Origin of the sequence: Buchnera aphidicola (Eriosoma grossulariae) (genome assembly GCF_964059045.1) — a bacterium.
Classification (GTDB): domain Bacteria; phylum Pseudomonadota; class Gammaproteobacteria; order Enterobacterales; family Enterobacteriaceae; genus Buchnera_D; species Buchnera_D aphidicola_A.
Window position 1 is genome coordinate 580457 of sequence record NZ_OZ060402.1, and the last position, 26492, is coordinate 606948.

Here is a 26492-nt window from a genome sequence, read left to right on the forward strand (position 1 = left end):
TATATTAAAAATATATATTATACATATTCTGAATTAATACATGAATCTAATGAAAACGAAATAACATCTCGAATAGAATTTAATTTCAAAATAATCATAATTAATCTGTCTAAACCTATTGCTACACCAGAATAATAATTTATTTGATTTGTTAAAGATTCTAAAAATATTGTATCTATTGGTTCAACTGTTAAATTGTAATTTAAACGTACTGAATTATCTTTTAAAAATCTTTTTTTTTGTATACAAATATCAGTTAATTCATGACAACCATTGCCTAATTCAATTCCTTTAAAAAAAATTTCAAATCTATCAACTAATCTTGAATCATTAATATTAACAATTGCGTTACTATTCTGAGAAGCAGGATAATGATAGATAATTGTAGGATAAGATTGGCCTATATTTGGTTCTACACCAAAAACAAATAATATCTCTAATAAAGAACTAATCTCATATTGTCCATGTTTATTTAATAAAACTAAATTTTCAACTCCTAGATTTTTTACTTTTTCTAACAATATTGTATGATTAGAGGAAAAAGGATCACAATCTAAATATTTTATAAAAACATCTTGATAAGAAATTTTTTTTACTGTATCAACATCAAACATAGTTTTTAAAAATAATTCTACTTCATTCATAAGATCATGCATATTATATAAAGGACGATACCATTCTAACATAGTGAATTCTGGATGATGATATCGACCAATTTCACCATTTCTAAAACTATGACAAATTTGATATATAGCACCAATATTAGCAGCAATTAAACGTTTCATATAATATTCTGGACTAGTATTTAACCAAAATTTTAAACATTTATTTTTTTTTTCTGTTTTTTTAAAATAAGTTTTAAAAGATTCTAAATGTATATCAGTGACTCTAAATTTAGATAAAACAGGAGTTTCAATTTCTAATATTCCTAAATTTAAAAAAAAAGATCGAATTTTTGTCATAATTCTAGAACGATTAACTAAATTAGAAATTTTTGCTGTCGGTTTCCAATCATATAATTTATTTTCCATAATAATCCATAAAATTAAAAATTTAACTATAGTATATAAATGCTATACCTATAAATTAAAAATAAAAATTGTTCTTAATATTATCTTCAAAAAATATAAAAATGCCTATATTTTATATCTAATAGAAAAAAAATATTTTTTATGTTATATTAAAAAATATTTCTAAAAATAATATTAAGAATATTAACTAATAATTTAAAATAATAAAAATATTTTATTATTATCAATAAAATTTATATTTATGAATAAAAAAGTTATTTTTCCAGGAACTTTTGATCCAATTACATATGGACATTTAGATATTATTAAAAGAATTTCTTTAATATTTGATAATATCATAATTGCAATTTATTGTAATTCTAAAAAAAAAACTATGTTTAATTTAAAAGAACGAATTAAATTAATTCAACATACTACAATAAAATTAAAAAATATAAAAAAAATTTTTGGATTTAATGATCTAATAACAAATTTAGCAAAAAATGAAAAATCAAGTATATTAATTAGAGGAATTAGATCCATATCTGATTTTGAATATGAAAAAAAAATGGCAATGATAAATAAAAATTTAAATCCTAATATAGAAAGTATATTCTTATTTGCATCACAAAATTTATCTTTTATTTCTTCCTCCATGGTCAAAAAAATAGCTATATATGGTGGTGATTTAAAAAACTACATCCCTAAAAATGTATCAGATGCATTGTATAAAAAAATAAAAAATAATACATAAAAATATCATTTAAAAATAAATATTAATGAATTATCATTTACAGTGATAATTAATTAATAAAATATCATTTATTAAAATATAATAATTATTTTTGAAATAAATGATAATTTTAAATATTATTACAGTCTGAAATTTTTATTTTCAGACTGTAATAATAATATTTAAAAACAATAAAAATTTTATTTAATAAATTTTAAATTAAAATTTATTTAAAATAATATGAATATTTTATGTTTGGATTTCTATTAGTTGTTAATAAAATAGATGCTCTTAAACCAAAAGAAATAAATTTCTTTTCATTATTTTTGTTAACAAATTTTAATTTTGCTGTATGTGTCACACTTAATTTTAATAAACCAGTTTTGGTAGGTTTTAATTCATAAAGAACATTAGTATTTTTTGGTTCATAATGAAAAAATTCAGGCGTTGATGTTAACATTTTCATGTATGCCGGAGCTAGTAATTCTTGATTAGCGTATGTAGAAATAAGTTGTCTAGTTTCTAATTTAGGAAATGCTAATTTAAATTGAGTTAACATATCTCTTTTTGTAGGAGCATCAACAACATAACCTTTAATTTTAACAATAGAATCTGGGTAGTCTAATAAAAATTTCTTATCTAATTCAGAGGTTTCTTTTAAACTTTGAAACTGATTGTATAATTTATGAGAAAATCTCCAGGTATCAGGTGCAGTATTTAACTTAACCATTTTTTTCCAAGTTACATTGTCTAATTCTGGATTTGAAAAAATAGCATCTGATAAATTTTTTTGATGTGTATTTGTACTTGAATTTAAAAAAAATTTTTTAATATTTATTAAATCTTGTTCAGCTTGTTTGTTCTTTAAAGTTTGTTCCGGAGAAATGGAAAGACTATGTTGAATTAAAGTATGATTAGAATCATATTTATTTAAATCACCATTTACATCATGTTGTGTAATATTTTTTAAAAGAGAACTTAATAATTGTATTCTTTCTTCTAAATTAACTGGTTTATTATTTAAAGAGATATGATGTAATTGATGTGAATTAATTTTTTTTGAATGCGGTCCCATAGAATAAGTAATTTGTTCGTTATTTTTAGAATTACGAATTTTAATTACACTATATCTAGAAGAATTTATTTGATCATTATTATTATGTTTGATTCTTTGAGATCTATCAGATTTTATATGAATACTCTTATTATTTACCCTTTTGTTGTTCTTTTGTAAACGATCATTAGATCTATCACTTTCATTAATACTTATTAATCGGGTGTTGTTATCAAGTAAAATTGATGACATAGTTTTATATCCTATGTTAAAATTCTATAATTTCTTTTTTACTTCAATTTGATTTTTTAGTCAAGACATGAGAAGCAATATTGAATATAGTATTTTTATATATACAGTTTTTTTTTAGAATATTTTGTAAAAATCACCATCGCATGATATTAAAAAGATTAAAAATAAAATTAAACAAACAAAAAAATCAAAAAAAAATTTTATTTAATTAAATAATTATTGTATATTATTCATTTATAATTAAAAATTATTTTTACAAAAAATATTTTTAAATTATCAATAAATATATCCTTATAAATTAATTTTAAAAATAAAAATGTTTTTATGATTATATTATTAAATTAATGAAATTTATTTTTTTAAAATAAAAATATTAACAAACATAAAAATTATTCAATCAAGCTAATATTCATGGTCATAGATTGTATTTAAAAAACTATAAAATTTATATTTTGAATCAAAATTCGAATAAAAGTATTTATTTTTTACATTTAAAAAATGATTTAAATGAAAATTTAACTATTGATTATATTGATAACAAATATCAAATTTTTCAACGTAATGAAAAAAATGTTAAAAAAATATGGATTGAATTTAATTCAAAAAAATTAAATTACAGAACAAATCAAAAACAAAAAAAAGAACCTTTAGCTAAAGCCGTAGGCATTAAAAAAAATTATTACCCAAATATTTTAGATGCAACTGCAGGATTTGGCACAGACGCTTTTATATTAGCTTCATTAGGATGCCAAGTTTTAATGTTAGAAAGAAATCCTATTGTCGCCATTTTATTAGCTAATGGTTTAGATAGAGGATTTAAAAATAAAAAAATAGGAAAATGGCTTAAAAAAAAATTATCTTTACTGTATACATCTAGTGAAAAATTTTTAATTCAAACAAAAACTATACCTGATGTGATATATTTAGATCCTATGTTTCCAATCATTAAAAAAAAAGCAAAATCAAAAAAAACAATAAATATTTTAAAAACTATTGTAAAAGAACAAGATAATTCTAATTTATTATTAAATCCTGCTAGATTACTAGCTAAAAAACGAGTAGTTGTTAAAAGACCTTTGCATGCTCCTTTTTTAAATAATGTAAAAACATATTCAATTATAAAAACTAAAAAACATCGTTTTGATATTTACCAACCATTTAATAAAGAATATAATAAATAATATTTAAATATTTTTATATTAGTTGTATATTCCAACATTTATCACATTCTAAAAAAAATCTTAAAATTTTTATACTATTTTAAAATAAATAAAATACATTACATATAAAACATCATTGTAGTTTTTCAAATAATTAATATAATAATATCTTTTAAATTATTAATAATTTATAATCAAATTTAAAACTATATGAATAAAAATTAAAAAATATTATATATTAGTATTATTCCTTCAAATAAAAAATCAATTAATAATATAAATATTATAAAATCTTAAATAACATCCAATACAATAAACCAGATAAAAAAATAGAAATAGGAATTGTTAAAACCCAGGCCAGAAAAATATTTTTTACAGTTTTTAACTGTATACCACCTCTACTAATCAACATTACACCCATTACTGCAGATGATGAAATATGAGTAGTAGATACTGGAAAACCTACATAATTAGCTAAACCTATTGATATTGATGAAGTCATCTGAATTGATATAGCTTGTCCATATGTCATATTTTTTTGTCCTATTTTTTTACCAATAGTCACAGATATTCGACGCCACCCAATAATAGATCCTATAGATAAAAAAAATGCTACCATAAAAATAATCCATAAAGGAGCATATTCAGTCGATTTTAAGATATTAAATTGTAATTTTTTTAAAAATATTTTATCTCCTTGATTTATATTTGATAAAATTAATTTTTTATTAATATGATTAGATATTAATAACAATAATCGATGAATATATATACGTTCTGTAATACCTAATTGACGATAATTAGATACATTATTCATAATATGATTAACATAATTCATACTACTTAAAAATGGATCATCATAATAAGAATATTTTGAATAAAAATGTTTTTTGATTGAAACTGAATATGAATTCATTGCATGTAAATTATTTAATTGATAATATTCTTTAAAATATTTTATACTCTTTTGAGTATGAATTATTTCCACAGGTGCTGAATTTAAATTCAATACAAAATAACCTGGAAGTATACTCATTAAAATTAACATAATTAAACCAATACTTTTTTGACCGTCATTAGAACCATGAGCATAACTTAAACCAATAGCTGATAAAATTAATGTCATTTGTATTAAAAAAGGAGGTCTTGTCTTATTAAATTTGTTTTTATAAAATACTGGATCCATATTTATAATATTGTTATATTTTAAAATCATTTTTAAAGAACGCAATAAAAAAACAAAAAACAAAGCAATAAAAAAACCAAAAAAAGGAGAACAAATAAGAACAATAAATATGTTTTTTATATGTATAACATTAATTGAATTTAACAAAGAACAATGAAATAATATAGAGTTTGCAAAACCTATACCAATTATTGATCCTATTAAAGCATGAGAACTAGATGAAGGTAAACGATAATACCATGAAAATAAATTTAATAACATAACAACTAATAAAATAAAAAAAATTACTAAAAATCTATGAAAAAAACTTAAATTTAATAATACTTCTATCGGTAACAAATGTACTATAGTATAAGCAATACTTAAACCTCCTAAAATAACACCAAAAAAATTAAAAACACTAGCCATGATTACAGCTATATTCGAAGACATAGAACGAGTATAAATCACTGTAATAACTGAATTTGCAATATCATGAAAACCATTGACAATTTCGTAAACACATACAAATATTAATGATAGTATTAAAAAATAAAATGAATGGAAATCAAAAATAAAAATCGAAGAAAATAACATAAAACTTAAATCCATTATAAATATATAAACTATTTTTATTATCTGTGACAAATTATGATATAGAAAGCAAAATATATAATTTTAATAAAAAATAAAATTTATCAATGTCAAAATGATAGAATATTAAAACAAATTATTATCTATCATTTTTTTATCTTATTTTTATCATTGATAATAATTCATACAATGAAAATAAAATTACAAATTAATTATTTTAATTTTATTGTTAGCCAAAAGGAAATTATCAATAAACTCATCACAAAAATTGAAATCCCTAACCATCCTCCGAAAAACCAAAAATAACCTCCAACACTGCCAAAAAAACTAGAACCTAAATAATAAAAAAACAAATAAAATGAAAGTGAACCACTTCTTGATAACTTAGAACGATAACCTACCCAACTGCTAACTACAGAGTGAGCAGCAAAAAAACCACCAGCAAAAAATACTAATCCTATAATTACCAATAATAACTGATTCCATTCTGTAATCAAAATACCAATAACCATTAATAATAATGCAATATGTAAAATAAAGATCCGATGATATTTTTCAGTTAACATACCTGCTTTAGGAGAAGTATAGACTCCTATTAAATATACTACTGACAAAAATCCTAACATGCCTTGATTAAGATCAAAAGGATCAATAACTAAACGATATCCTATATAATTAAATATAGTGATAAAACCACCCATAAGAATAAAACCTATAAGAAATAATTTTGACAAAATAGAATCTTGACATTGTAAAATAAAATTTCTCAATAAATTTTCAAAAATAAATGGTTGTGATTTAAAATTTTTAGATATTGGTAATAAATACAAAAATAATATTGAACTGAAAAAAGAAAAAAATCCAACTACCATTAGAGAAACATTCCATGAAAAAATATTTGATAAAATACTAGTAATAATTCTACCTAAAAAACCACCAATTGTATTACCACTAATATATAAACCAATAGATAATGACAATACTGTTGGATCTATTTCTTCAGTCAAATATGTCATCGCAACACTCACCACACCACTTAATGATAAACCAGTTAAAATACGCATAAAAATAATACCTTCCCAGCTATTCATTAAAGCACATAATATAGTGAATATAGATGCTAAAAATAAAGAACTAGACATAATAATTTTCCGACCATATACATCAGATAATGGACTAGTTAACAACATACCAAGAGCCATTGTAATAGTAGACCCTGATAATGAAAAACTACTCTGTAAAGGTGTTAAATGAAATGTATGAGAAAACAACGGTAAAATTGGTTGAACAGAATATAATGTAGCAAATGTAGATAATCCTGCTGTAAAAAAAGCAGCTGTTACAGAACTAAATGAGCCAGTTCCTCGTCTTATGTATTTTTTTTTTTATTAATCATCATATCACACATGTTAGGAAGTATATTATTCTTATTATTTATTTTTTTTTGAAATTAACCAATATTGTTAATTTTTGTAATAATTTCATAAAAAAATCATTCTTGGATATTATTTATAATTATAAATAATTTTCATAAATAAAAAATAAAAATTTATTATTTAAAATGTTCTTATATTTTTATTTTCAATAATCATAGTAATCTTTTATGATGTAATAAATATAGTTCCATCATAAACATAATTAGCTGAACCTGTCATATATAATTTACTACCAACACCTTTCCAAATAATTTTTAAAGATCCACCAATTAAATCAACTTGAACATGTGAACTTAACAAATTCTGATTAATCCCTACAGCCACTGCTGCACAAGCTCCACTGCCACAAGATTTGGTTTCTCCTACTCCTCTTTCATAAACACGAAGTTTGATATGACCAGGAGTGATTATTTGAACAAAACCAACATTGACATTTTCAGGAAACAAATGATGTTTTTCTATCAAAGGTCCAAAAATATTAATTTTTGGATCATTAATATTATCAACTATAATAACACAATGAGGATTACCAAAAGAAACTACACCAAAATAAAATATCGTTTTTTTAATCAACAAAGAATAATAAATATTTATTTTATCAGTCAAAAATGGAATATTTTTTGGAATAAAATCCGGTTGACCCATATCTACTAATACATTTTGAAAATCAATTACTTCACAAATCATATGACTTTTTTGAGTAGCAATTGAAATTTTTTTTTTATTACTTAATTGTTTTAAATGCACAAACAAAGCAAAACAACGAGCTCCATTTCCACATTGTGAAACTTCCTCTCCATTAGCATTAAAAATCCGATAATAAAAATCAATATGATTACTTTGACTTTTTTCAACTAATAATAATTGATCAAAACCTACTCCTAAATTGCGATTAGATAAATTAATAATTGTACTTTTAGATAAAGAAATTTTTTGAGAAATTAAATCTATTACCATAAAATCATTACCTAATGCTTGCATTTTAGTGAAACTAATTTTTTTTATTGATTTTTTTCTTTCCATTTATTATCCTAAATGTCAATGTTTAATTAAATTAAATTTGATAAATGAAAAATAAACAATATCATCAATTAGTTGATGAAATAATGCTAAAAATAGAAAATTGTTTAGATTTATATATGAATTCACATGATATCGATTATGAAATTAACCATAACATGTTAGTTATTGAATTTAAAAATAAAAATCAAATCATTATTAACAAACAAGAATTTCTACAAGAAATTTGGGTAGCTACAAAAACTACAGGATACCATTTTAAATATGATAATTATAATTGGATTTGTACAAAAACCAATATAAATTTTTGGGTAATTATAGAAAAAATCTTTTTTTTAGAATGTAATATAAAATTTTTTTTTAATTCAAACATAATATAAAATATACTCTATTTTTTATTTATTATATAAAATAAATTATTTAATTTTTAAAAAAAAAGTTCTTAATATGATAATTTATAAATTATTTGAAATAGTTTAAAAATTGTTTGTGTAATTGTTGATAACAATACAACAAAAAAAATAAAAATAAAGTATGAAAAAAATACTTAGAATTGCTACTCGAAACAGTCCACTTGCATTAACACAAGCTAATTTTATTCGAGATAAATTATTATTTTTTTATCCAGATTGGCATATATATCTCATACCAATTACTACATATGGAGATACTATATTAAACAAATCACTAGCTAAAATTGGTGGAAAAGGACTATTTATGAAAGAATTAGAAATAGCTCTATTACAAAATCAAGCAGATATAGCTATACATTCTATGAAAGATGTTCCAGTATATAATAATAAAGAACTGTGTTTTTCTAGCATTTGTAAAAGAGAAAATGCTCTAGATGCTTTTATTTCCAATCATTACCATTCTATTGATTCTTTACCATATGGTGCAAAAATAGGAACTTCTAGTTTAAGAAGACAATGTCAATTAATAGCTTATCGTCCAGATTTAATTTTTATACCTTTAAGAGGTAATATAGAAACAAGATTAAAAAAATTAGATAAAAAAAAATATGATGCAATTATTTTAGCTAAAGCTGGATTAAATCGATTAGGATTAAGAAATCGAATATCTCAAACTATTCCTGCGGAAATATCTCTTCCATCTTGTGGGCAAGGAGCAATAGGAATTCAATCTAGATCCAATGATAAAAAAATCATTATTCTTTTAAAAATATTAAATGATAAAACTACTAATATAGAAATTACAGCAGAAAGAGCATTTTGTAAAAAATTACAATCTGGATGTCAAATACCTGTGGGGAGTTATGCAATTTTAAAAAAAAATAAATTATGGTTAAGAGGTTTTATTGGATTACCTGATGGTACAAAAATATTACATGGAGAAAGAATTGGAACCATGAATCTAGTTAAAAAAATGGGATATTCATTAGCTAAAGAACTATTTCAAAATGGTGCTAAAAAAATATTAAAAAAAATTAATATTAATAATATTAATATCAAAAATGAAAGTATTAATTACTAGACCTATTAGCGAATCAATCGAATTAAAAACAATTTTAAGATCAGTCGGTATCCGAGCTTGGTCTTTTCCTATTCTTGAATTTTTTCCTAGTTTAGGACTAAAAGCATTATCAAAAAAAATAAAAATAATCAATAAAAATGATTTTATTGTTATCACTTCTAAAAAAGCTATAGAATACTCATCAAATTATTTGAAAAATAATTATATTGAATGGCCATCCCATGCTGAATATTATACTATTGGAAAAGGATCTGCAGATTTTTTTAAAAAAAATAGTGGTTATATTGCAAAATATCCTACTAAAAATGAAAATAGTGAAACATTATTAAAAATAATTAATTTAAATCAAATTAAGAATAAAAATATTATTATATTAAAAGGAAATCGAGGAAGAAAATTGTTAGAAAAAACTTTTAAAAAAAATGGCGCTAATGTTATATTAATTGAATGTTATCAAAGAAAAATTAAAAATATTAATTATAAAATAGAAATTTTAAAATGGAAAAAAAATAATATCAATACACTAGTTATTACTAATAATGAAGTTTTACAAGAACTATATAAAATTTTTTATTTTTTAAAAACTGAAAAATGGTTTTTAAAATGTACACTTTTAGTTATTAGTGAGAGATTAAAATATCTAGCTAAAAAATTAGGATATAAAAATATTCATATTGCAAAAAATGCAAACAATCAAACATTGCTAAAAAAATTAATTGAAATAAAACAACAAAAAAAAAAATAAATATTTCAATATAAAAATAAATCATCATGGTCGGCGAAAGAGGATTTGAACCTCTGACCCACTGGTCCCAAACCAGTTGCGCTACCAAGCTGCGCTATTCGCCGTATACAAGAAAAATATTTTGATATTTTTTTAACTTAAACATTAATAATAAATAATAAAAATATAATATATTTATTTTTTTTTGGGGTGGTTAATGGGATTTGAACCCATGACCGCTGGAATCACAATCCAGAGCTCTACCAACTGAGCTATAACCACCACAAAAATTAACTAAAAATTATTGATTATTATATCTAATTATCTTCTGCGCTCGACAGGATTTGAACCTGATACCTCTACTTTCGGAAAGTAGTGCTCTATCCATCTAAGCTACGAGCGCATAGTTATAGATTAGAACAACTCATTTTATTAAAATAATAATACAATGTCTAGTATTTTTTAAAAATTATTTTTAATTTAATATTTATGAAACTAATTTTTCATTTAATTTTTTATATAATACAAAAATATTATTGTTATTCATAAAAAAATTAATTCTTTAAAATATTTAATATATAAAATATATGTCAGTTAAAATTTATTTTGATTTATTAAATAATCATATCTATAAAAATTTAATAAAAATATAGCAACCAATATATTTATTTTTTATAAAATTTTAAAAAAAATAAATAATATAATCTATATATTAAAAATTAAATTATATAACATATTAAATCTGTATTTAAAATTAAATAATTTTTTAATAATTAAAATATAAAATCTTTTTAAAAAATAATAATATTATTCTTCTGACTATTAAGATCTTTTCATCATATCAAAAAATTCATGATTGGTTTTAGTCATAGATAATTTATTTATTAAAAATTCCATAGCATCAATTTCTCCCATAGGATGAATAATTTTTCTTAAAATCCACATTTTTTGTAATTCTTCAGGGAAAGTTAATAATTCTTCTTTTCTTGTTCCTGAACGGTTATAATCAATTGCAGGAAATACTCTTTTTTCTGCAATTTTTCGAGATAATGGCAATTCCATATTACCAGTACCCTTAAATTCTTCATAAATTACTTCATCCATTTTTGAACCAGTATCAATTAAAGCTGTTGCAATAATTGTTAAACTACCTCCTTCTTCTACATTACGAGCTGCTCCAAAAAATCTTTTAGGTCTATGTAACGCATTAGCATCTACTCCTCCAGTTAAAACTTTTCCAGAAGCAGGCACCACTGTATTATATGCTCTAGCTAACCGAGTAATTGAATCAAGTAAAATAATTACATCTTTTTTATGTTCTACTAATCGTTTAGCTTTTTCAATAACCATTTCAGCTACTTGAACATGTCTAGATGCTGGTTCATCAAACGTAGATGCTACAACTTCTCCTTTAACTAATCTATGCATTTCCGTTACTTCTTCAGGTCTTTCATCTATTAAGAGAACCATAAGTACACATTCAGGATGATTATAAGCAATACTCTGAGCTATATTTTGTAATAACATAGTTTTGCCTGCTTTAGGAGGAGCTACAATTAAACCTCTTTGCCCCCTACCAATTGGTGAAGCTAAATCTAATACTCTAGCAGTTAAATCTTCTGTAGAACCATTACCTCTTTCCATTCTTAAACGAGAATTTGCATGTAAAGGAGTTAAATTTTCAAATAAGATTTTACTTCGAGCATTTTCAGGTTTATCGTAATTTACTGCATTTACTTTTAATAACGCAAAATATCGTTCTCCTTCTTTAGGAGGACGTATCTTTCCAGCTATAGTATCACCAGTACGTAAATTAAATCTACGAATTTGACTCGGAGAAACATAAATATCATCAGGTCCAGCTAAATAAGAACTATCAGAAGAACGTAAAAAACCAAATCCGTCTTGTAATATTTCTAAAACGCCATTTCCAAATATATCTTCTCCACTTTTTGAATGTTGTTTTAATATAGAAAAAATAATATCTTGTTTCCGCATACGTGCTAAATTTTCCAGACCTATATTTTCGCCAAGAGTAATTAATTCAGAAACTGTGGTATTTTTAAGTTCGGTAAGATTCATAATGGTGGGTGTCTTAGTAAACTTGAAGTAATTCTTGGAATGAAAATTAAAAATAATTTATTAAAGTATCGATATATTAACTAAAATATTTATTTTTATAGAATTATTTATTTATGTAGGTAATATTTATACTTTAATTTAAAAACAATTATAACTTTTTTAATAAAAAAAATCTAGCGGTTTTTCTAGACTATAATAAAAACCGCAGATTCTATGTTAAAATTAAGAACATGATTGATTATTTATGTACATCAATAAAAAATTTTTAAGTTCATATTTTGATAACATACCTATTTTTTTATCTATAATTTTATTATTTTTTAATAATAATAAAGTTGGCACGCTTTGAATAGAATACTTCACGCCTGTATTAGGATTTTTTTCAACATCTACCTTTCCTATAATTAAATTATGTTTAAATTCTTTTGAAATATCATCTAATATAGGTGATAACAATTTACAAGGATTACACCATGAAGCCCAAAAATCAATTAAAATAAAACTAGATTCATTTAAAACATAACTGTCAAAATTACTATCATTTAAAATAATAATATTATCTGTATTCATGTTAACTCTATATTTTTATATTTTATATAATAAAATAATAACAAATATTTAATTAATTTTAAATAAAAAAATAATGTTCTCAATTAATAATGTTTAATGATTGTCTTATTTTTTTTAAATACATTATGCTTAATTCTTCTTTATTATAACAAGATTTCGGGTATAATTGATCAATCCAATATAAATCATCTTGAGGTAGTTCTAATAAAAAACGACTAGGAATTGTAGAAAATATTTGACCATATTGATTTCTTTGTTTACATAAAGTAAAAACTAATTGCTTTTTAGCTCTAGTGATTCCAACATAAATTAATCGACGTTCTTCATCTAAATTATCGTTATCCATACCATTATAATGTGGTAATATTCCTTCTTCCATTCCAATAATAAATACATATTTAAATTCTAATCCTTTAGAAGCATGTAAAGTCATTAATTGTAATTTATCTATTTTATTATTATTATTTATATCATAAAATACATCCCTTAATGTAAAATGTGTAATTATTTGAGACAAAGTCATAGATTTCTGAATATTATTTCCTTTTAACATTTCTATAATCCATTTTATAAATAAATCAATATTATTAATACTAGATTGTATTTTATGAATATCTTTAATAGATTTTTTTATCCATTCTTTATAATTAATATCGTGTATTAATTTTTTTAATGCAATAATAGGAGATGCATTAAATTCTTGAATAATATTTTTAATCCATATTGAAAAATTCCTCAATTTTTTTAAACTATAACGATTTAATTGAGTTTGTAATCCCATGTCTAGACTAGCAAAAAAAAGACTTTTTTTATGAATAGAAGACCATTTAATTAATTTATTTATAGTTACTGTTCCAATAGAACGAGAAGGAATGTTTACAACTCTTAAAAAGGCTAAATCGTCGTTTTGATTATCAATTAAACGTAAATAAGATAATAAATCTTTAATTTCACCACGCGAAAAAAAAGAATTACTACCTGAAATTTCATATGCTATATCATATTTTATTAATTCTTTTTCAAATAAACGAGCTTGATAATTACCACGATATAAAATTGCATAATCACTATATTTGTTATTAAATCGATTTTTATGTGAATAAATTACTTGAATAATTTTTTTTGCTTCTTTTTCTTCATTTTGTAAAACTAATATTTTTATCTTAGAACCATAATCTAATTCTGAAAATAATTTTTTTTCAAATTCATTGTTGTTATGTGAAATTAAAATATTTGCAACTCTTAATATCCTACCCGTTGAACGATAATTTTGTTCCATTTTTATGATAGTAATGTTTGGAAAATCTGTTTTTAACAAAGAAAAATTTTGAGAACAAGCCCCTCTCCATGAATAAATTGATTGATTATTATCACCTACTAAAGTAAAATCAGATCTTTTATTACTTAATAATTTTATAAATTCATATTGACTAGTATTAGTATCTTGATATTCATCTACTAAAAAATATTGAATTTTTTCACTCCATTTATTTTTTACACTAAGATATTTTTTTAATAATAAAGTAGGTAAATAAATTAAATCATCAAAATCTAATATATTATATGTAATTAAATGTTGATGATAAATATCATAATAATTTGCAAATAAAGAATCTATATCTGTTTTAACTATATTTTTAGCTTGTTTTGGATCAATTAATTGCATCTTCCATTTTGAAATTGAAGATAATAATTTTTTTAATAATAATTTGTTTTTTTTAAATTTTTTTTTAGTTATATCATTTAATAAATTTAATTGATCATGTTCATCAAATAACAAAAAATTTGCATTTCTTCCTAAATAATGAATATCTGACTTTATTATTTCCATGCCTAAAGTATGAAAAGTAGAAATTTGTAATTCATTTAAATATTTTTGACCTAAAATTTCTGAAATACGATATTTCATTTCTTGAGCTGCTTTATTAGTAAAAGTCATAGCAGCAATATTTTTGATATTATAATTACAATTATTAATTAAATAAATAATTTTACTAATAATTACTTTTGTTTTTCCAGATCCTGCTCCTGCTAAAACCAAGCAAGGTCCTTTGACACATTTAACAGCTTTTTCTTGAATTAAATTGAGATGCATAAAAATATATTTCGATTGTTTTTAATTAAATATGTATAAAAATATTTTTAAATCTATTTCAAAAATAATTTAACATTTTATTAAAAATTATAAAAACAGAAAAAATAAATAGAGTTTTATTTTTTCTGTTATAATTAAATTAAAAAATATATACTTAAATATTATTTTACAAAAATAGTTTTCATATTTTTCATTTTTTTTCTTAATTTTTTTCCAATAATTTCAATAGGATGATTTTCAATTTCTTGATTGATCTTATATAAATCAATATTATTAATATCATGAGAAATGATTTTATGACCCATGTCACCATACTGTAAATTTTTTAAAAAATTTTTTAATATAGGAATTGCTGAATTAGAAAACAAATAACTACCATATTCTGCAGTATCAGAAATGATTAAATTCATTTCATATAACCTTTTTCTTGAAATTGTATTAGCAATTAAAGGAAGCTCATGCAATGATTCATAATAAGCAGATTCTTCAATTATACCTGCATTAATCATAGTTTCAAATGATAATTCCACACCTGCTTTAATAATTGCAATCATAAAGTTAGAAAAATCAAAATATTCTTGTTCTAAAATAGTACCATTATAAGAAGGAGCGTTCTCAAAAGATGTTTTTTTTGTATCTAATCTCCATTTTAGTAAGTCAATATCATTATTGTTCCAATCATCCATCATTTTAGAAGAAAAAGATCCAGATAGAATATTATCCATATGTTGTTGAAATAATGGTGTTAAAATAATTTTTAATTGATTAGATAAATAACATACCCTTATTTTTGCATTATTAGATATTCTATCTAACATTAAAGTAATACCTCCATGTTTTAAAGATTCTGTTAAAACTTCCCATCCATTTTGTATTAGTTTACAAGCAAATGCTATATTATGTCCTTGTTCAACAAGATATTCATAACAAATCAAACTACCTGCTTGTAACATACCACATAAAATAGTTTGTTCTCCCATTAAATCTGATTTTACTTCTGCAATAAAAGAAGATTCTAAAATACCTGCATGATGACTACCTATAGCAACTGCCCATGCTTTAGCAATTTCTAATCCAATTTTTTGGGGGTTATTTTTATTATGGACTGCTATTAATGTTGGAACTCCAAAATTCCTTTTATATTCTTCGCGCACTTCAGAACCTGGGCATTTAGGAGCAACCATAATAACTGTGATATCTTTTCTAATTTTTTCTCCCATTTCTACAATGTTAAATCCATGAGAATATCCTAAACATGAGCCATTTTTCATTAATGGTTGTATTTTTTGTATGACTGAATGGTGTTGTTTATCTGGAGTTAAATTAATTACTAAATCAGCAGTAGGAATAAGATTTTCATAAATATCTACAACAAAATTATTTTTAAATGCATTTTTCCAAGACATGGTTTTTGCTTGAATTGATTCTTTTCTTAAAGCAAAAGAAATATCTAATCCAGAATCTCTCATATTTAAACCTTGATTTAAACCTTGAGAACCACAACCAATAATTACTATTTTTTTTTCTTTTAAAAAAGAACAATAATTTAAGAATTCTTTTTTTTTCATTAAACGACATTTTTTTAATTCAATTAATTTTTCTCTAAAATTTAAACTATTAAAATAATTTTTCATTTTTTTTTCCAAAATATACTAATATATTATTAATAATAATATCAAAAAACAATTGATGTATATGAATAAAAAATTATAAAAATTTAAATAATTTCTATTAAAAATTTAATTTATTTACATCACGAACAGCACCTTGATCAGCACTAGTAGCTAAACATGAATATGCTTTTAAAGCATTTGAAATAATTCTCTTCCTTTGAACATAAGGTGTATATGCTTGATTGTTTCTTGATTCTTCTATATCTTTACGTGTTAATAATTCTTGATTTGTTACTTGTAATTCAATAGTTCTATTTGGAATATTAATCATGATTACATCATTATTTTGAACTAGTGCAATTATTCCTTTATTTGCAGCTTCAGGCGAAACATGTCCTATAGATAAACCTGATGTACCTCCTGAAAATCTACCATCGGTAATTAAAGCACAAGATTTATCTAATCCCATAGATTTTAAATATGTTGTAGGATATAACATCTCCTGCATACCAGGTCCACCTTTAGGACCTTCATATCTAATTAAAATAATATCACCTGATTGAATATAATTATTTAAAATTGCATATACAGCATCTTCTTGACTTTCATATACTTTTACTGGTCCTTGAAAAACATAATTTTTTTTATCTACGCCAGAAGTTTTAACAATACATCCATTTTTAGCAATATTACCATATAACACTGCTAAACCACCTTGTTGACTATAAGCATAATCAATAGATCTTATACATCCAAAACGACGATTGGTATCAAGTTCATCCCATCTAAATGATTGAGAAAAAGGAATTACTGTTTTAATTCCCATCGGGCCAGCACGATACATCTTAATAATATCAAGATCTTTATTATTTATTATATTATATTTTTTTATTGTTTCTTCCAATGTTATTTGTAAAATATTTTTAACTGTAGTATCTAATAAAAAAAAATTATTTAATTCACCTAAGATTCCCATAACACCTCCAGCTCGATGCATGTCTTCCATATGGTAAATTGATGAACTCGGTGCTATTTTACAGATATTAGGTATTTTTTTAGATAAATCATTAATATCTGACATATTAAAATCAATATCACCTTCTTTTGCTGCTGCTAGTAAATGCAATACAGTATTGGTTGATCCACCCATTGCTATATCTAATTTCATTGCATTATGAAAAGAATTTTTACAAGCTATATTACGTGGTAAAACATTATAATTATCATTATGATAATAAGCTTTTGTAATATCTACAATTGTTTTACCTGATTGTACAAATAGTTTTCTCCGATCAACATGAGTGGCAAGTAATGTACCATTACCTGGCAATGCTAATCCTAGTGCTTCCATTAAACAATTCATTGAATTAGCAGTAAACATTCCGGAACATGAACCACATGTTGGACAAGCAGAGTCTTCTATTTTTTTTGACTCTACATCAGATACATTAGGATTGGAACCTTGAACAATGGCATCAATTAAATCTATTTTTACAATTTCATTTTTTTGATTTAATATTCTTCCTGCTTCCATTGGTCCACCAGAAACAAAAACAGATGGAATATTTAGACGTAAAGCTGCCATTAACATTCCAGGAGTAATTTTATCACAATTTGAAATACACACCATAGCATCAACACAATGTGCATTAATCATATATTCAATAGAATCTGCAATAATTTCTCGGGATGGTAAAGAATACAACATCCCAGAATGTCCCATAGCAATACCATCATCTATAGCAATTGTATTAAATTCTTTAGATACACCACCAGAAGATTGAATGGATTTTGCTACAATATTACCTAATTCTCTTAAATGAATATGACCTGGGACAAATTCTGTGAAAGAATTAACGATAGCAATAATTGGTTTTTGAAAATCTAAATCTGTCATTCCAGTAGCTTTCCATAAAGCTCGAGCCCCTGACATATTTTTACCATGAATTGTTGTAGCGGATCGATATTGAGGCATATTAAACTCCTTTTTAGATCATTACAGTGTTAATTAAAAACAAGGTTGAATCTAGTTAAAACAATATATTATTAGGCCTAATAATATATTGTTTTAACTAGATTCAACCTTGTTTTTAATTAACACTGTAATGATCTAAAATTTATTTTAAATTTTTTAACAAAGGTGGAGGGAATTGAACCCACAACCCTCGGTTTTGGAGACCGATGCTCTACCTAATTGAGCTACACCTTTAAAATATTTATATATATTATTTTAAATAATTAAAAATAAAACAATAATATTAATTATACTATAATTAACAAAATAATTACAGTATATAAAAATATATTTTGAATAATACATCATAACTATATCAAAAGTTATTTAATTAAATTGTATTATTTGTAATGATTTTAAAATAAAAATTAATCCAATAATTCTTGTTCAAAAAATATATTTAGTAGTATAATGAATAATATACTAAATTAATAACAATATTATATTTTATAATTATTTAATTATTTAATCAAATTAAAAAATCAGTTAAATGTTTAAAATACTAAATTAAAAATTGTTGAGGTTCAATTGTTAAAATTTCCAATTTATTTAGATTATGCTTCTACTACTCCCATGGAACCAAAAATAGTAGAAAAAATGATAAAATATTTAACATTATCAGGTACATTTGGTAATTCTGCTTCACGTTCTCATTTATTTGGTTGGGAAGCTGAAGAAGCGGTAGATATTGCTCGTAATCAAATTTCTGATTTAATTAATGCTGATCCTCGTGAAATTATATTTACTTCAGGTGCTACAGAATCAAATAATTTAGCTATTAAAGGTGTGATAGATTTTTATCAATCAAAAGGTAATCATATTATTACTAGTACGACAGAACATAAATCAGTTTTAGATACATGTCGATATCTTGAAAGTAAAAATATTAATGTCACTTATCTTAATCCTAATCATGATGGTATTATCGATATTAATAAATTAAAATCTTTTATTTCAAAAAAAACAATATTAATTTCTATTATGCATGTCAATAATGAAACTGGAGTTATACAACCAATTGAACAAATTGCAGAAATATGCAATCAATATAAAATTATTTTTCATGTAGATATGACACAAAGTATAGGGAAAATTCCTATCGATTTAGAAAAAATAAATATTAGTTTAATTTCATTTAGCGCTCATAAAATTTATGGACCTAAAGGTATTGGAGTATTATATGTTAGAAGAAAACCAAGAATTAGATTAGTTAGTCAAATACATGGTGGAGGTCATGAAAGAGGTTTAAGATCCGGAACATTACCAGTACATCAAATTATAGGTATGGGAGAAGCATGTCAATTAGCTAAAAAAAATATTACTATAGAACCACAAAGATTAAATACATTAAAAAACAGATTATGGAATGGTATTAAAGATATTGAAGAAGTTTATTTAAATAGTAACTTAAATAAAGGTGCTCCACATATTTTGAATGTGAGTTTTAATTATGTGGAAGGAGAATCATTAATCATGGGATTAAAAAATTTAGCAATTTCTTCTGGATCTGCATGCACATCTACTAGTTTAGAACCATCTTATGTATTACGCGCTTTAGGTTTAAAAGATGAATTAGCACATAGTTCTATTAGATTTTCTATTGGTTTATTCACTACTAAACAAGAAATTGATTATACTATTGAATCTATTCATGAATCTATAATAAAATTAAGAAATTTATCTCCTTTATGGGAAATGTATAAATCAGGCATTAATATAGAATCAATTGATTGGAAAGCATAAATTATAAATACACATCAAAAAAGGAAAATAATATGACGTATAGTAAAAAAGTAATTGATCATTATGAAAATCCTCGAAATGTAGGTTCATTTTCGGAAAATGATATTAATATTGGAAGCGGTTTAGTCGGTGCACCTTCTTGTGGAGATGTCATGAAATTACAAATCAAGGTAAACAATGAAGGTATTATTGAAGATGCTTGTTTTAAAACTTATGGTTGTGGTTCAGCAATTGCATCAAGTTCATTAATGACAGAATGGGTAAAAGGAAAATCATTGCAAGAAGCTGAAAATATTAAAAATACTAATATTGCTGAAGAATTAGAATTACCACCAGTAAAAATTCATTGTTCTATTTTAGCAGAAGATGCTATTAAAGCAGCTATATCAGATTACAAAAGTAAAAAACTAAAAAATCAACAATTTGATTCAAAAATTTAAGTAAATTGAAAATAAATTTTGATTTATAATGTTTATTTTTATGTTTAACATCAGGAAAATATGAATTACTTTCAATTATTTAATTTACCAGAAAAATTTTTAATTGATCAAAAATTACTTGTTAAAAATTTTTATGATTTACAAAAAAAATTTCATCCAGATTTATTTATTTTAGATACACCATTAATACAACAAAAAGCGCTAAAACAATCTATATTAATTAATAATGCATTTCAAACATTAAAAAATCCATATCATCGTGCTGAGTATCTTTTAAATTTAAATAATATTGATCTAAATGATAAAAAATTTAAATTAAATGATAATAATTTTTTTAAAAAATACTTAAATTTATGTGAAAATTTTAACAAAATAAAATTGATGTCTCTTTCCAAAAATAAATTAATAATATTTAACAAAAATATAATCATGATAAAAATAAAACAATATAATGAAAAAATTGCAATAGAATTAGAAAATAAAAAATGGTTATATGCAAATTATACAATACAGAAAATATATTACTTTATAAAATTACAAAAAAATATAGAAAAAGAAATAAGAGCAAATAATATTTATTAATATGGAAATATATATGTTGCATTTAAATAATGTAAATAAATTCAAAATTGATATTGATCCAAAAGAAAAATTTTCCATTGGTATCGATTTAGGTACAACTTATTCTTTAGTAGCTATTGGAAACAATCATAATCTACATATATTAACACATCAATCTCAAAAAAAATTATTACCATCAGTTGTATACTATGGAAAAGAAAAAATAATAATTGGTAAATCAGCTATTAAAAATATTGATACTGATGTTACGAATACTATTACTTCTATAAAAAGGTTAATGGGATTATCTATATCAAAAATTAAAAACTTATATCCAAATATTCCTTATCTTTTAGAAGAAAATAAAAATAATGAAGTTATAATTAAAACAAGAAGAGGTAAATTTTCACCATATCAAATATCTAGCTTAATTATTCAAAAAATTATCAATCAAGTCAAATATATTTATCAAAGAAATATTGATTATGCAGTTATTACAGTACCTGCTTATTTTGATGACATACAAAGAAATGAAACTAAAAAAGCAATCATGTTAGCAGGATTAAATAATTTTCGTTTATTAAATGAACCGACAGCTGCGGCAATTGCATATGGATTAGATAATAATCAAAAAGGAATAATAGCAATATATGATTTTGGGGGTGGTACTTTTGATTTTTCATTATTAAAATTAAATCTTAATATTTTTGAAGTATTAGCTACTAACGGAAATTCAGACTTAGGTGGTGATGATTTTGATAATTTATTATCTAATTACATACTATCTCAATTAAAGAAAAAAAAAAATAATTTAACTATACTAGAAAAACAAAAAATTTATTTACTTGCAAAAAATATTAAAAAAAAGTTATCAACAAAACTAGTTGTTCCTTTTATCATAGATAATATTTATTATTCAATTACGAGAATAAAATTTAATTCTTTAATTGAACCTTTAATAAATAAAACATTAATTAGTTGTAGTAATGCTATTAATGACGCTAATCTTGATTTAGTTAATATAGATAAAATTATTTTAGTAGGAGGTTCTACATATATTCCATTCGTTCAAACAAAAGTAAAAAATTTTTTCAAAAAAAAACCGTGTATGACTATTAATCCAGAAGAAGCTGTAGTATTAGGTGCTGCTATTCATGCAAATAATTTAATTTCTAAAAAAGATAAAAATAAAATATTATTATTAGATGTATTACCTCTATCATTAGGTATTGAAGTTATAGGAGGAGTAGTAGAAAAAATCATTATGAGAAATACTACAATCCCTACTTCTAAAACAAAAGAATTCACTACTTACCAGGATGGACAAACATCAATTAGTATTCATATACTACAAGGAGAAAGAGAATTAATTCAACATTGTCGTTCTTTGCAACGTTTTATATTAAAAGGCTTGCCGCCTAAACCAGCAGGATCACACAAAATTTTTATTACTTTTGAAATTAATGCTGATGGTATATTAAATGTTATTGCCGAAGAAAAAAAACATAAAATTAAAAAAAAATTAATAATTCATAATATATTTAATATTAAAAAAAATTTTATATCAAAAATGATTCAAGAATTTAATAATTATTTTTCTGAAGATAAAAAAGAAATAAAAAAAATAGAAGTAGTATTAAAAGCAAAAAAAATTCTAGAAATTGTTTATACTCATATAAAAATAAATTTAGATTATATTCACCCAGAAAAATTAAAATTAATTCAAAATATATATCTTGAACTAAAAATAGCTATCAAAAACAAAAATATTTCTTGTATTGAAAAAAATATAAAAATACTAGAAGAAAATAGTCAATATTTTATTAATATTAAACAAAAAAATATACAAAAAAAATATATTAATCAATTATCTATATAGGATATATAATTATGCCAATAATAAAATTTTTATATTATGAAAAAAAAATACTTAAAAATCTCATAATCAATGTTAAATCTGGTCAAACTATTTTAGATGTTGCATTATCAAACAATATTTCGATGGAACATGCATGTGAAAAATCTTGTGCTTGTAGTACATGTCATTGTATTATTAAAAAAGGATTTAATTCATTATCAAAAATTACTGAAAAAGAAGAAGACTTATTAGATAAAGCATGGGGGTTAAATCAATTTAGTCGTTTAGGATGTCAAGCAAAAATCGGAAAAGAAAACATAGAAGTTGAAATACCTATTTATACAATTAATCATTCAAAAAAATATTAATGATATAATTATTAAAAAATATTAATTTTTTTAAAAAAATATAGATAACAATTAATATTTTACATAAGGATTTTTATTTTCTTTAAAATTTAATTTTATAGGTGTATTAATTAATCCTAATTCACTTTGAAAATAATTTTTCAAATAACGTTTATAGGATGTTAACACACTATTTAATTTATTACCATGTATAATGATTAAAAATGGATTAAATCCTCCTATATGAGCATATTTAAATTTTATTTTTTTACCTTTTGACATAGGCGGTTCACATTTTTTTAGAGCTTCAATCATGATTTTAGTCAATTTCGCACTACTTATTTTTAATATTGCAGTATTATAAGATTTTTTTGAAATTTCTAAAATTTTTTTAATATTAATAGAATATAAAGCTGAAATAAAATAAATAGTAAAATTTTTTAAAAATTTTAATTTATAATATAAATCATGCTTGAAATTTTTTCTTTCATTAAGATTTAATAAATCCCATTTATTAACTAAAATTATAACTGTTTTACCTAATTTTATAATTAAATTTAATAAATTTAAATCTTGATGTGTAATCATATTCTCTATATCTATTAATAGTAATACTATATTACTATCATTCATAGATAACAAAGTTTTTTTTATTGAAAGGTTTGTTATAGAATTATTTTTATTTTTTTTTTTTGCTATACCAGCAGTATCAGTTAAAATAAATTGTTGACCATTACAAAAAAAAGGAATATCAATACTGTCTCTAGTTGTTCCAGCAACAGAACTAGTTATGACTCTATTTTTTTTTAATAATGCATTTATTAATGTAGATTTTCCTACATTTGGTCTTCCTATAATTGTTATTTTTAATAATGAATTATTTTTTTTGTTAAATTTTAAAACGGGCTTTTGATCTAAATATAATAATGATTTATTAAAGATATGATTTTTTTGTTCATATTCTTTATTAATTAAAGTAATTAAGTATTCGTTAATTAATTTAGTAATACCAATACCATTTGATGCTGAAATAAAATGTACAAGTGGAAATCCTAAACTATGAAATTCTAATAAAATTGATGATTCACATAATCCATCGATTTTATTGACAACTAAAATAATATTTTTATGTAACATTCTAATTTCTTTTGCTATTCTGTAATCTACTGGTAATAAACCATCTCGAGCATTAACAACAAAAATAATTATATTTGAATCATTAATTGCTATTTTAGTTTGCAAATTACTTTTTTTTGTAATTAAATAATTTAGATTTAGTTCATTTTCATATTCTAATCCTGCAGTATCAATTATAAATATTTTTTTGTTGTTAATAAATATAGTACTAATTTTTCTATCTCTAGTAGTTCCATGAATATTAGATACTAAAGCATCTCTAGTTTTAGTTAATTGATTAAATAAAGTAGATTTACCTACATTAGTTTTTCCAATTATAGAAATAATTGGTGTCATTTTCACCTCCTTATTTTTTATTGAACAAATTAAATATTTTTTAAATTTATTTTGGTTTTAAAAAAATAATTTATCAAAAATTAAATTAATGACTATTGATATAATTTAATTTCATTCTAATAATATTTTTTGTTCGTTTATCCAATTGATATAATAAACTTTTTTTCCATAAATATAAAGTTAAACTCTTATTTTTCTCTAATAAAAATAAATCTCCTTTAATATCTTCTATTATTTTTTTCCAATTATTATTCTTAATTGTATTTAAAACTTTTTTAGCAATTATGATATTTTGTTGTTCAATTTGCATTCTGGCTATTCTTAATTGAATAATAATTTTTAAATTTTCATCTGAAATATATGGTAAACAAAAATTTAATATCTGAATAGAAAAAGGAATATAATTCATTTGAACAAAAATTTTAGATAATTTTAAACTAATTAAAATACCATAAATATTTTTATTTTTAATAATAAATTTAAATACTCTTTTATTATATAAAATATTTTTTTTATTTAATTGATGCATTAATTGAGAATATTTTTGTAATCTAATATTTTTTTCATAATATTCATTTTTTTTATAGAAATAACAACCCACCAAAAACATAAAAATAAAAATAAAAAAAATACTAAAAAAATATTTATTTTTCATAAATTTATTTAAAAAAATAAATATTTTAAATAAAATAAACATATATATTTCCTTTTGTATAAAATATGTCTAAATGCATCTATTAATAGATGCATTTAGACATATTTTATACAAAAGAATTTTAATAATATTTATTTAGCATAAATAGTATAATTTATTGCATATACAAAAGAATTTTAATAATATTTATTTAGCATAAATAGTATAATTTATTGCATATACAAAAGAATTTTAATAATATTTATTTAGCATAAATAGTATAATTTATTGCATATACAAAAGAATTTTAATAATATTTATTTAGCATAAATAGTATAATTTATTGCATATACAAAAGAATTTTAATAATATTTATTTAGCATAATAATAATATTTATTTAGCATAAATAGAGTGTTGTC

Annotated in this window: 22 protein-coding genes and 4 tRNA genes; 10 read left to right on the plus strand and 16 right to left on the minus strand. The window is 22.2% G+C overall.

Annotation, left to right across the window (positions count from 1 at the left end; genetic code table 11):
* Window positions 1–17 precede the first annotated feature (17 nt).
* The gene (gene epmA, locus AB4W51_RS02580) at window positions 18–1031 is read right to left on the minus strand and encodes an elongation factor P--(R)-beta-lysine ligase (RefSeq protein ID WP_367676564.1); all 1014 of its coding nucleotides are present in this window, start codon (window positions 1029–1031) and stop codon (window positions 18–20) included.
* A gap of 241 nt (window positions 1032–1272) precedes the next feature.
* Between epmA and coaD the strand changes: the two genes are divergently transcribed.
* On the plus strand, window positions 1273–1764 hold the full coding sequence (coaD, locus tag AB4W51_RS02585) for a pantetheine-phosphate adenylyltransferase (protein WP_367676565.1): 492 nt from the start codon (window positions 1273–1275) through the stop codon (window positions 1762–1764).
* Between the two features lie 205 nt (window positions 1765–1969).
* Here the strand turns inward: coaD and AB4W51_RS02590 are convergent, their stop codons facing one another.
* Window positions 1970–3049, minus strand: coding sequence for a hypothetical protein (locus AB4W51_RS02590; protein WP_367676566.1), 1080 nt, complete (start codon window positions 3047–3049; stop codon window positions 1970–1972).
* A 452-nt stretch (window positions 3050–3501) separates the two neighbouring features.
* On the opposite strand from AB4W51_RS02590, the gene AB4W51_RS02595 reads away from it, so the two are divergent.
* Window positions 3502–4230 (plus strand): class I SAM-dependent methyltransferase, encoded by a 729-nt coding sequence (locus tag AB4W51_RS02595; protein ID WP_367676567.1) that lies wholly within the window; start codon window positions 3502–3504, stop codon window positions 4228–4230.
* A gap of 262 nt (window positions 4231–4492) precedes the next feature.
* On the opposite strand, the gene AB4W51_RS02600 is transcribed toward AB4W51_RS02595, so the two are convergent.
* The 3 genes from AB4W51_RS02600 to dapF all read right to left on the minus strand — a co-directional run bounded on the left by AB4W51_RS02600 (window position 4493) and on the right by dapF (window position 8400).
* Complete coding sequence (locus tag AB4W51_RS02600; protein ID WP_367676568.1) at window positions 4493–5971, minus strand: inorganic phosphate transporter; 1479 nt, start codon at window positions 5969–5971, stop codon at window positions 4493–4495.
* A gap of 209 nt (window positions 5972–6180) precedes the next feature.
* Window positions 6181–7341, minus strand: a complete 1161-nt coding sequence (locus AB4W51_RS02605) for an MFS transporter (protein ID WP_367676836.1) — start codon at window positions 7339–7341, stop codon at window positions 6181–6183.
* 228 nt (window positions 7342–7569) lie between these two features.
* Entirely contained in the window at window positions 7570–8400 is an 831-nt protein-coding gene (gene dapF, locus AB4W51_RS02610; protein ID WP_367676837.1) for a diaminopimelate epimerase, read from the minus strand.
* Window positions 8401–8471: 71 nt separating this feature from the next.
* On the opposite strand from dapF, the gene cyaY reads away from it, so the two are divergent.
* The 3 genes from cyaY to AB4W51_RS02625 all read left to right on the plus strand — a co-directional run bounded on the left by cyaY (window position 8472) and on the right by AB4W51_RS02625 (window position 10663).
* Window positions 8472–8804 carry an iron donor protein CyaY gene (gene cyaY, locus AB4W51_RS02615; protein ID WP_367676569.1) on the plus strand — a complete coding sequence of 111 codons (333 nt, stop codon included), beginning with the start codon at window positions 8472–8474 and terminating at the stop codon, window positions 8802–8804.
* Window positions 8805–8958: 154 nt separating this feature from the next.
* Window positions 8959–9918: a hydroxymethylbilane synthase gene (gene hemC / locus AB4W51_RS02620; RefSeq protein WP_367676570.1), complete on the plus strand. Its 960-nt coding sequence runs from the start codon at window positions 8959–8961 to the stop codon at window positions 9916–9918.
* Window positions 9899–10663 (plus strand): uroporphyrinogen-III synthase, encoded by a 765-nt coding sequence (locus AB4W51_RS02625; RefSeq protein ID WP_367676571.1) that lies wholly within the window; start codon window positions 9899–9901, stop codon window positions 10661–10663. Before hemC ends, AB4W51_RS02625 begins: the two co-directional genes overlap by 20 nt.
* Before the next feature lie 27 nt (window positions 10664–10690).
* Here AB4W51_RS02625 and AB4W51_RS02630 read toward each other — a convergent pair.
* The 9 genes from AB4W51_RS02630 to AB4W51_RS02670 all read right to left on the minus strand — a co-directional run bounded on the left by AB4W51_RS02630 (window position 10691) and on the right by AB4W51_RS02670 (window position 19211).
* Window positions 10691–10767: transfer RNA gene (locus tag AB4W51_RS02630), tRNA-Pro, on the minus strand.
* Window positions 10768–10848: 81 nt separating this feature from the next.
* Window positions 10849–10924: transfer RNA gene (locus AB4W51_RS02635), tRNA-His, on the minus strand.
* A gap of 47 nt (window positions 10925–10971) precedes the next feature.
* Window positions 10972–11045: transfer RNA gene (locus AB4W51_RS02640), tRNA-Arg, on the minus strand.
* 419 nt (window positions 11046–11464) lie between these two features.
* Window positions 11465–12724 (minus strand): transcription termination factor Rho, encoded by a 1260-nt coding sequence (rho, locus tag AB4W51_RS02645; RefSeq protein ID WP_367676572.1) that lies wholly within the window; start codon window positions 12722–12724, stop codon window positions 11465–11467.
* Between the two features lie 222 nt (window positions 12725–12946).
* Complete coding sequence (gene trxA, locus AB4W51_RS02650; RefSeq protein ID WP_367676573.1) at window positions 12947–13294, minus strand: thioredoxin; 348 nt, start codon at window positions 13292–13294, stop codon at window positions 12947–12949.
* Window positions 13295–13373: 79 nt separating this feature from the next.
* Window positions 13374–15389, minus strand: a complete 2016-nt coding sequence (locus AB4W51_RS02655) for a UvrD-helicase domain-containing protein (protein ID WP_367676574.1) — start codon at window positions 15387–15389, stop codon at window positions 13374–13376.
* A gap of 161 nt (window positions 15390–15550) precedes the next feature.
* Window positions 15551–17023, minus strand: coding sequence for a ketol-acid reductoisomerase (gene ilvC, locus AB4W51_RS02660; protein WP_367676575.1), 1473 nt, complete (start codon window positions 17021–17023; stop codon window positions 15551–15553).
* Between the two features lie 97 nt (window positions 17024–17120).
* Entirely contained in the window at window positions 17121–18977 is a 1857-nt protein-coding gene (gene ilvD / locus AB4W51_RS02665; RefSeq protein ID WP_367676576.1) for a dihydroxy-acid dehydratase, read from the minus strand.
* A 160-nt stretch (window positions 18978–19137) separates the two neighbouring features.
* Window positions 19138–19211, minus strand: a tRNA-Trp gene (locus AB4W51_RS02670).
* A 333-nt stretch (window positions 19212–19544) separates the two neighbouring features.
* Between AB4W51_RS02670 and AB4W51_RS02675 the strand changes: the two genes are divergently transcribed.
* The 5 genes from AB4W51_RS02675 to fdx are packed head-to-tail and all read left to right on the plus strand — an operon-like array spanning window position 19545 to window position 23986.
* A complete protein-coding gene (locus AB4W51_RS02675) occupies window positions 19545–20759 on the plus strand; it encodes an IscS subfamily cysteine desulfurase (protein ID WP_367676577.1) in 1215 nt (404 codons plus the stop codon).
* Window positions 20760–20791: 32 nt separating this feature from the next.
* On the plus strand, window positions 20792–21199 hold the full coding sequence (gene iscU / locus AB4W51_RS02680) for a Fe-S cluster assembly scaffold IscU (protein WP_367676578.1): 408 nt from the start codon (window positions 20792–20794) through the stop codon (window positions 21197–21199).
* A 60-nt stretch (window positions 21200–21259) separates the two neighbouring features.
* Complete coding sequence (gene hscB / locus AB4W51_RS02685; protein ID WP_367676579.1) at window positions 21260–21781, plus strand: Fe-S protein assembly co-chaperone HscB; 522 nt, start codon at window positions 21260–21262, stop codon at window positions 21779–21781.
* Between the two features lie 13 nt (window positions 21782–21794).
* Window positions 21795–23639 carry a Fe-S protein assembly chaperone HscA gene (gene hscA, locus AB4W51_RS02690; RefSeq protein WP_367676580.1) on the plus strand — a complete coding sequence of 615 codons (1845 nt, stop codon included), beginning with the start codon at window positions 21795–21797 and terminating at the stop codon, window positions 23637–23639.
* An 11-nt stretch (window positions 23640–23650) separates the two neighbouring features.
* A complete protein-coding gene (gene fdx, locus AB4W51_RS02695) occupies window positions 23651–23986 on the plus strand; it encodes an ISC system 2Fe-2S type ferredoxin (protein ID WP_367676581.1) in 336 nt (111 codons plus the stop codon).
* A gap of 51 nt (window positions 23987–24037) precedes the next feature.
* Here fdx and der read toward each other — a convergent pair whose 3' ends face one another.
* Both der and AB4W51_RS02705 read right to left on the minus strand, forming a co-directional pair.
* Window positions 24038–25438 carry a ribosome biogenesis GTPase Der gene (gene der / locus AB4W51_RS02700; protein WP_367676582.1) on the minus strand — a complete coding sequence of 467 codons (1401 nt, stop codon included), beginning with the start codon at window positions 25436–25438 and terminating at the stop codon, window positions 24038–24040.
* 85 nt (window positions 25439–25523) lie between these two features.
* The gene (locus AB4W51_RS02705) at window positions 25524–26135 is read right to left on the minus strand and encodes a YfgM family protein (RefSeq protein WP_367676583.1); all 612 of its coding nucleotides are present in this window, start codon (window positions 26133–26135) and stop codon (window positions 25524–25526) included.
* Between the last annotated feature and the right edge of the window lie 357 nt (window positions 26136–26492).

Bases quoted from the DNA above. Each gene is read 5' to 3' on its own strand.
- epmA (WP_367676564.1), bottom strand. From the start codon at position 1,031: ATGGAAAATAAATTATATGATTGGAAACCGACAGCAAAAATTTCTAAT.
- der (WP_367676582.1), bottom strand. From the start codon at position 25,438: ATGACACCAATTATTTCTATAATTGGAAAAACTAATGTAGGTAAATCT.
- trxA (WP_367676573.1), bottom strand. From the start codon at position 13,294: ATGAATACAGATAATATTATTATTTTAAATGATAGTAATTTTGACAGT.
- AB4W51_RS02705 (WP_367676583.1), bottom strand. From the start codon at position 26,135: ATGTTTATTTTATTTAAAATATTTATTTTTTTAAATAAATTTATGAAA.
- coaD (WP_367676565.1), top strand. From the start codon at position 1,273: ATGAATAAAAAAGTTATTTTTCCAGGAACTTTTGATCCAATTACATAT.
- fdx (WP_367676581.1), top strand. From the start codon at position 23,651: ATGCCAATAATAAAATTTTTATATTATGAAAAAAAAATACTTAAAAAT.
- AB4W51_RS02590 (WP_367676566.1), bottom strand. From the start codon at position 3,049: ATGTCATCAATTTTACTTGATAACAACACCCGATTAATAAGTATTAAT.
- ilvD (WP_367676576.1), bottom strand. From the start codon at position 18,977: ATGCCTCAATATCGATCCGCTACAACAATTCATGGTAAAAATATGTCA.
- hscA (WP_367676580.1), top strand. From the start codon at position 21,795: ATGTTGCATTTAAATAATGTAAATAAATTCAAAATTGATATTGATCCA.
- AB4W51_RS02600 (WP_367676568.1), bottom strand. From the start codon at position 5,971: ATGTTATTTTCTTCGATTTTTATTTTTGATTTCCATTCATTTTATTTT.
- cyaY (WP_367676569.1), top strand. From the start codon at position 8,472: ATGAAAAATAAACAATATCATCAATTAGTTGATGAAATAATGCTAAAA.
- hscB (WP_367676579.1), top strand. From the start codon at position 21,260: ATGAATTACTTTCAATTATTTAATTTACCAGAAAAATTTTTAATTGAT.
- rho (WP_367676572.1), bottom strand. From the start codon at position 12,724: ATGAATCTTACCGAACTTAAAAATACCACAGTTTCTGAATTAATTACT.
- AB4W51_RS02625 (WP_367676571.1), top strand. From the start codon at position 9,899: ATGAAAGTATTAATTACTAGACCTATTAGCGAATCAATCGAATTAAAA.
- hemC (WP_367676570.1), top strand. From the start codon at position 8,959: ATGAAAAAAATACTTAGAATTGCTACTCGAAACAGTCCACTTGCATTA.
- iscU (WP_367676578.1), top strand. From the start codon at position 20,792: ATGACGTATAGTAAAAAAGTAATTGATCATTATGAAAATCCTCGAAAT.
- ilvC (WP_367676575.1), bottom strand. From the start codon at position 17,023: ATGAAAAATTATTTTAATAGTTTAAATTTTAGAGAAAAATTAATTGAA.
- AB4W51_RS02655 (WP_367676574.1), bottom strand. From the start codon at position 15,389: ATGCATCTCAATTTAATTCAAGAAAAAGCTGTTAAATGTGTCAAAGGA.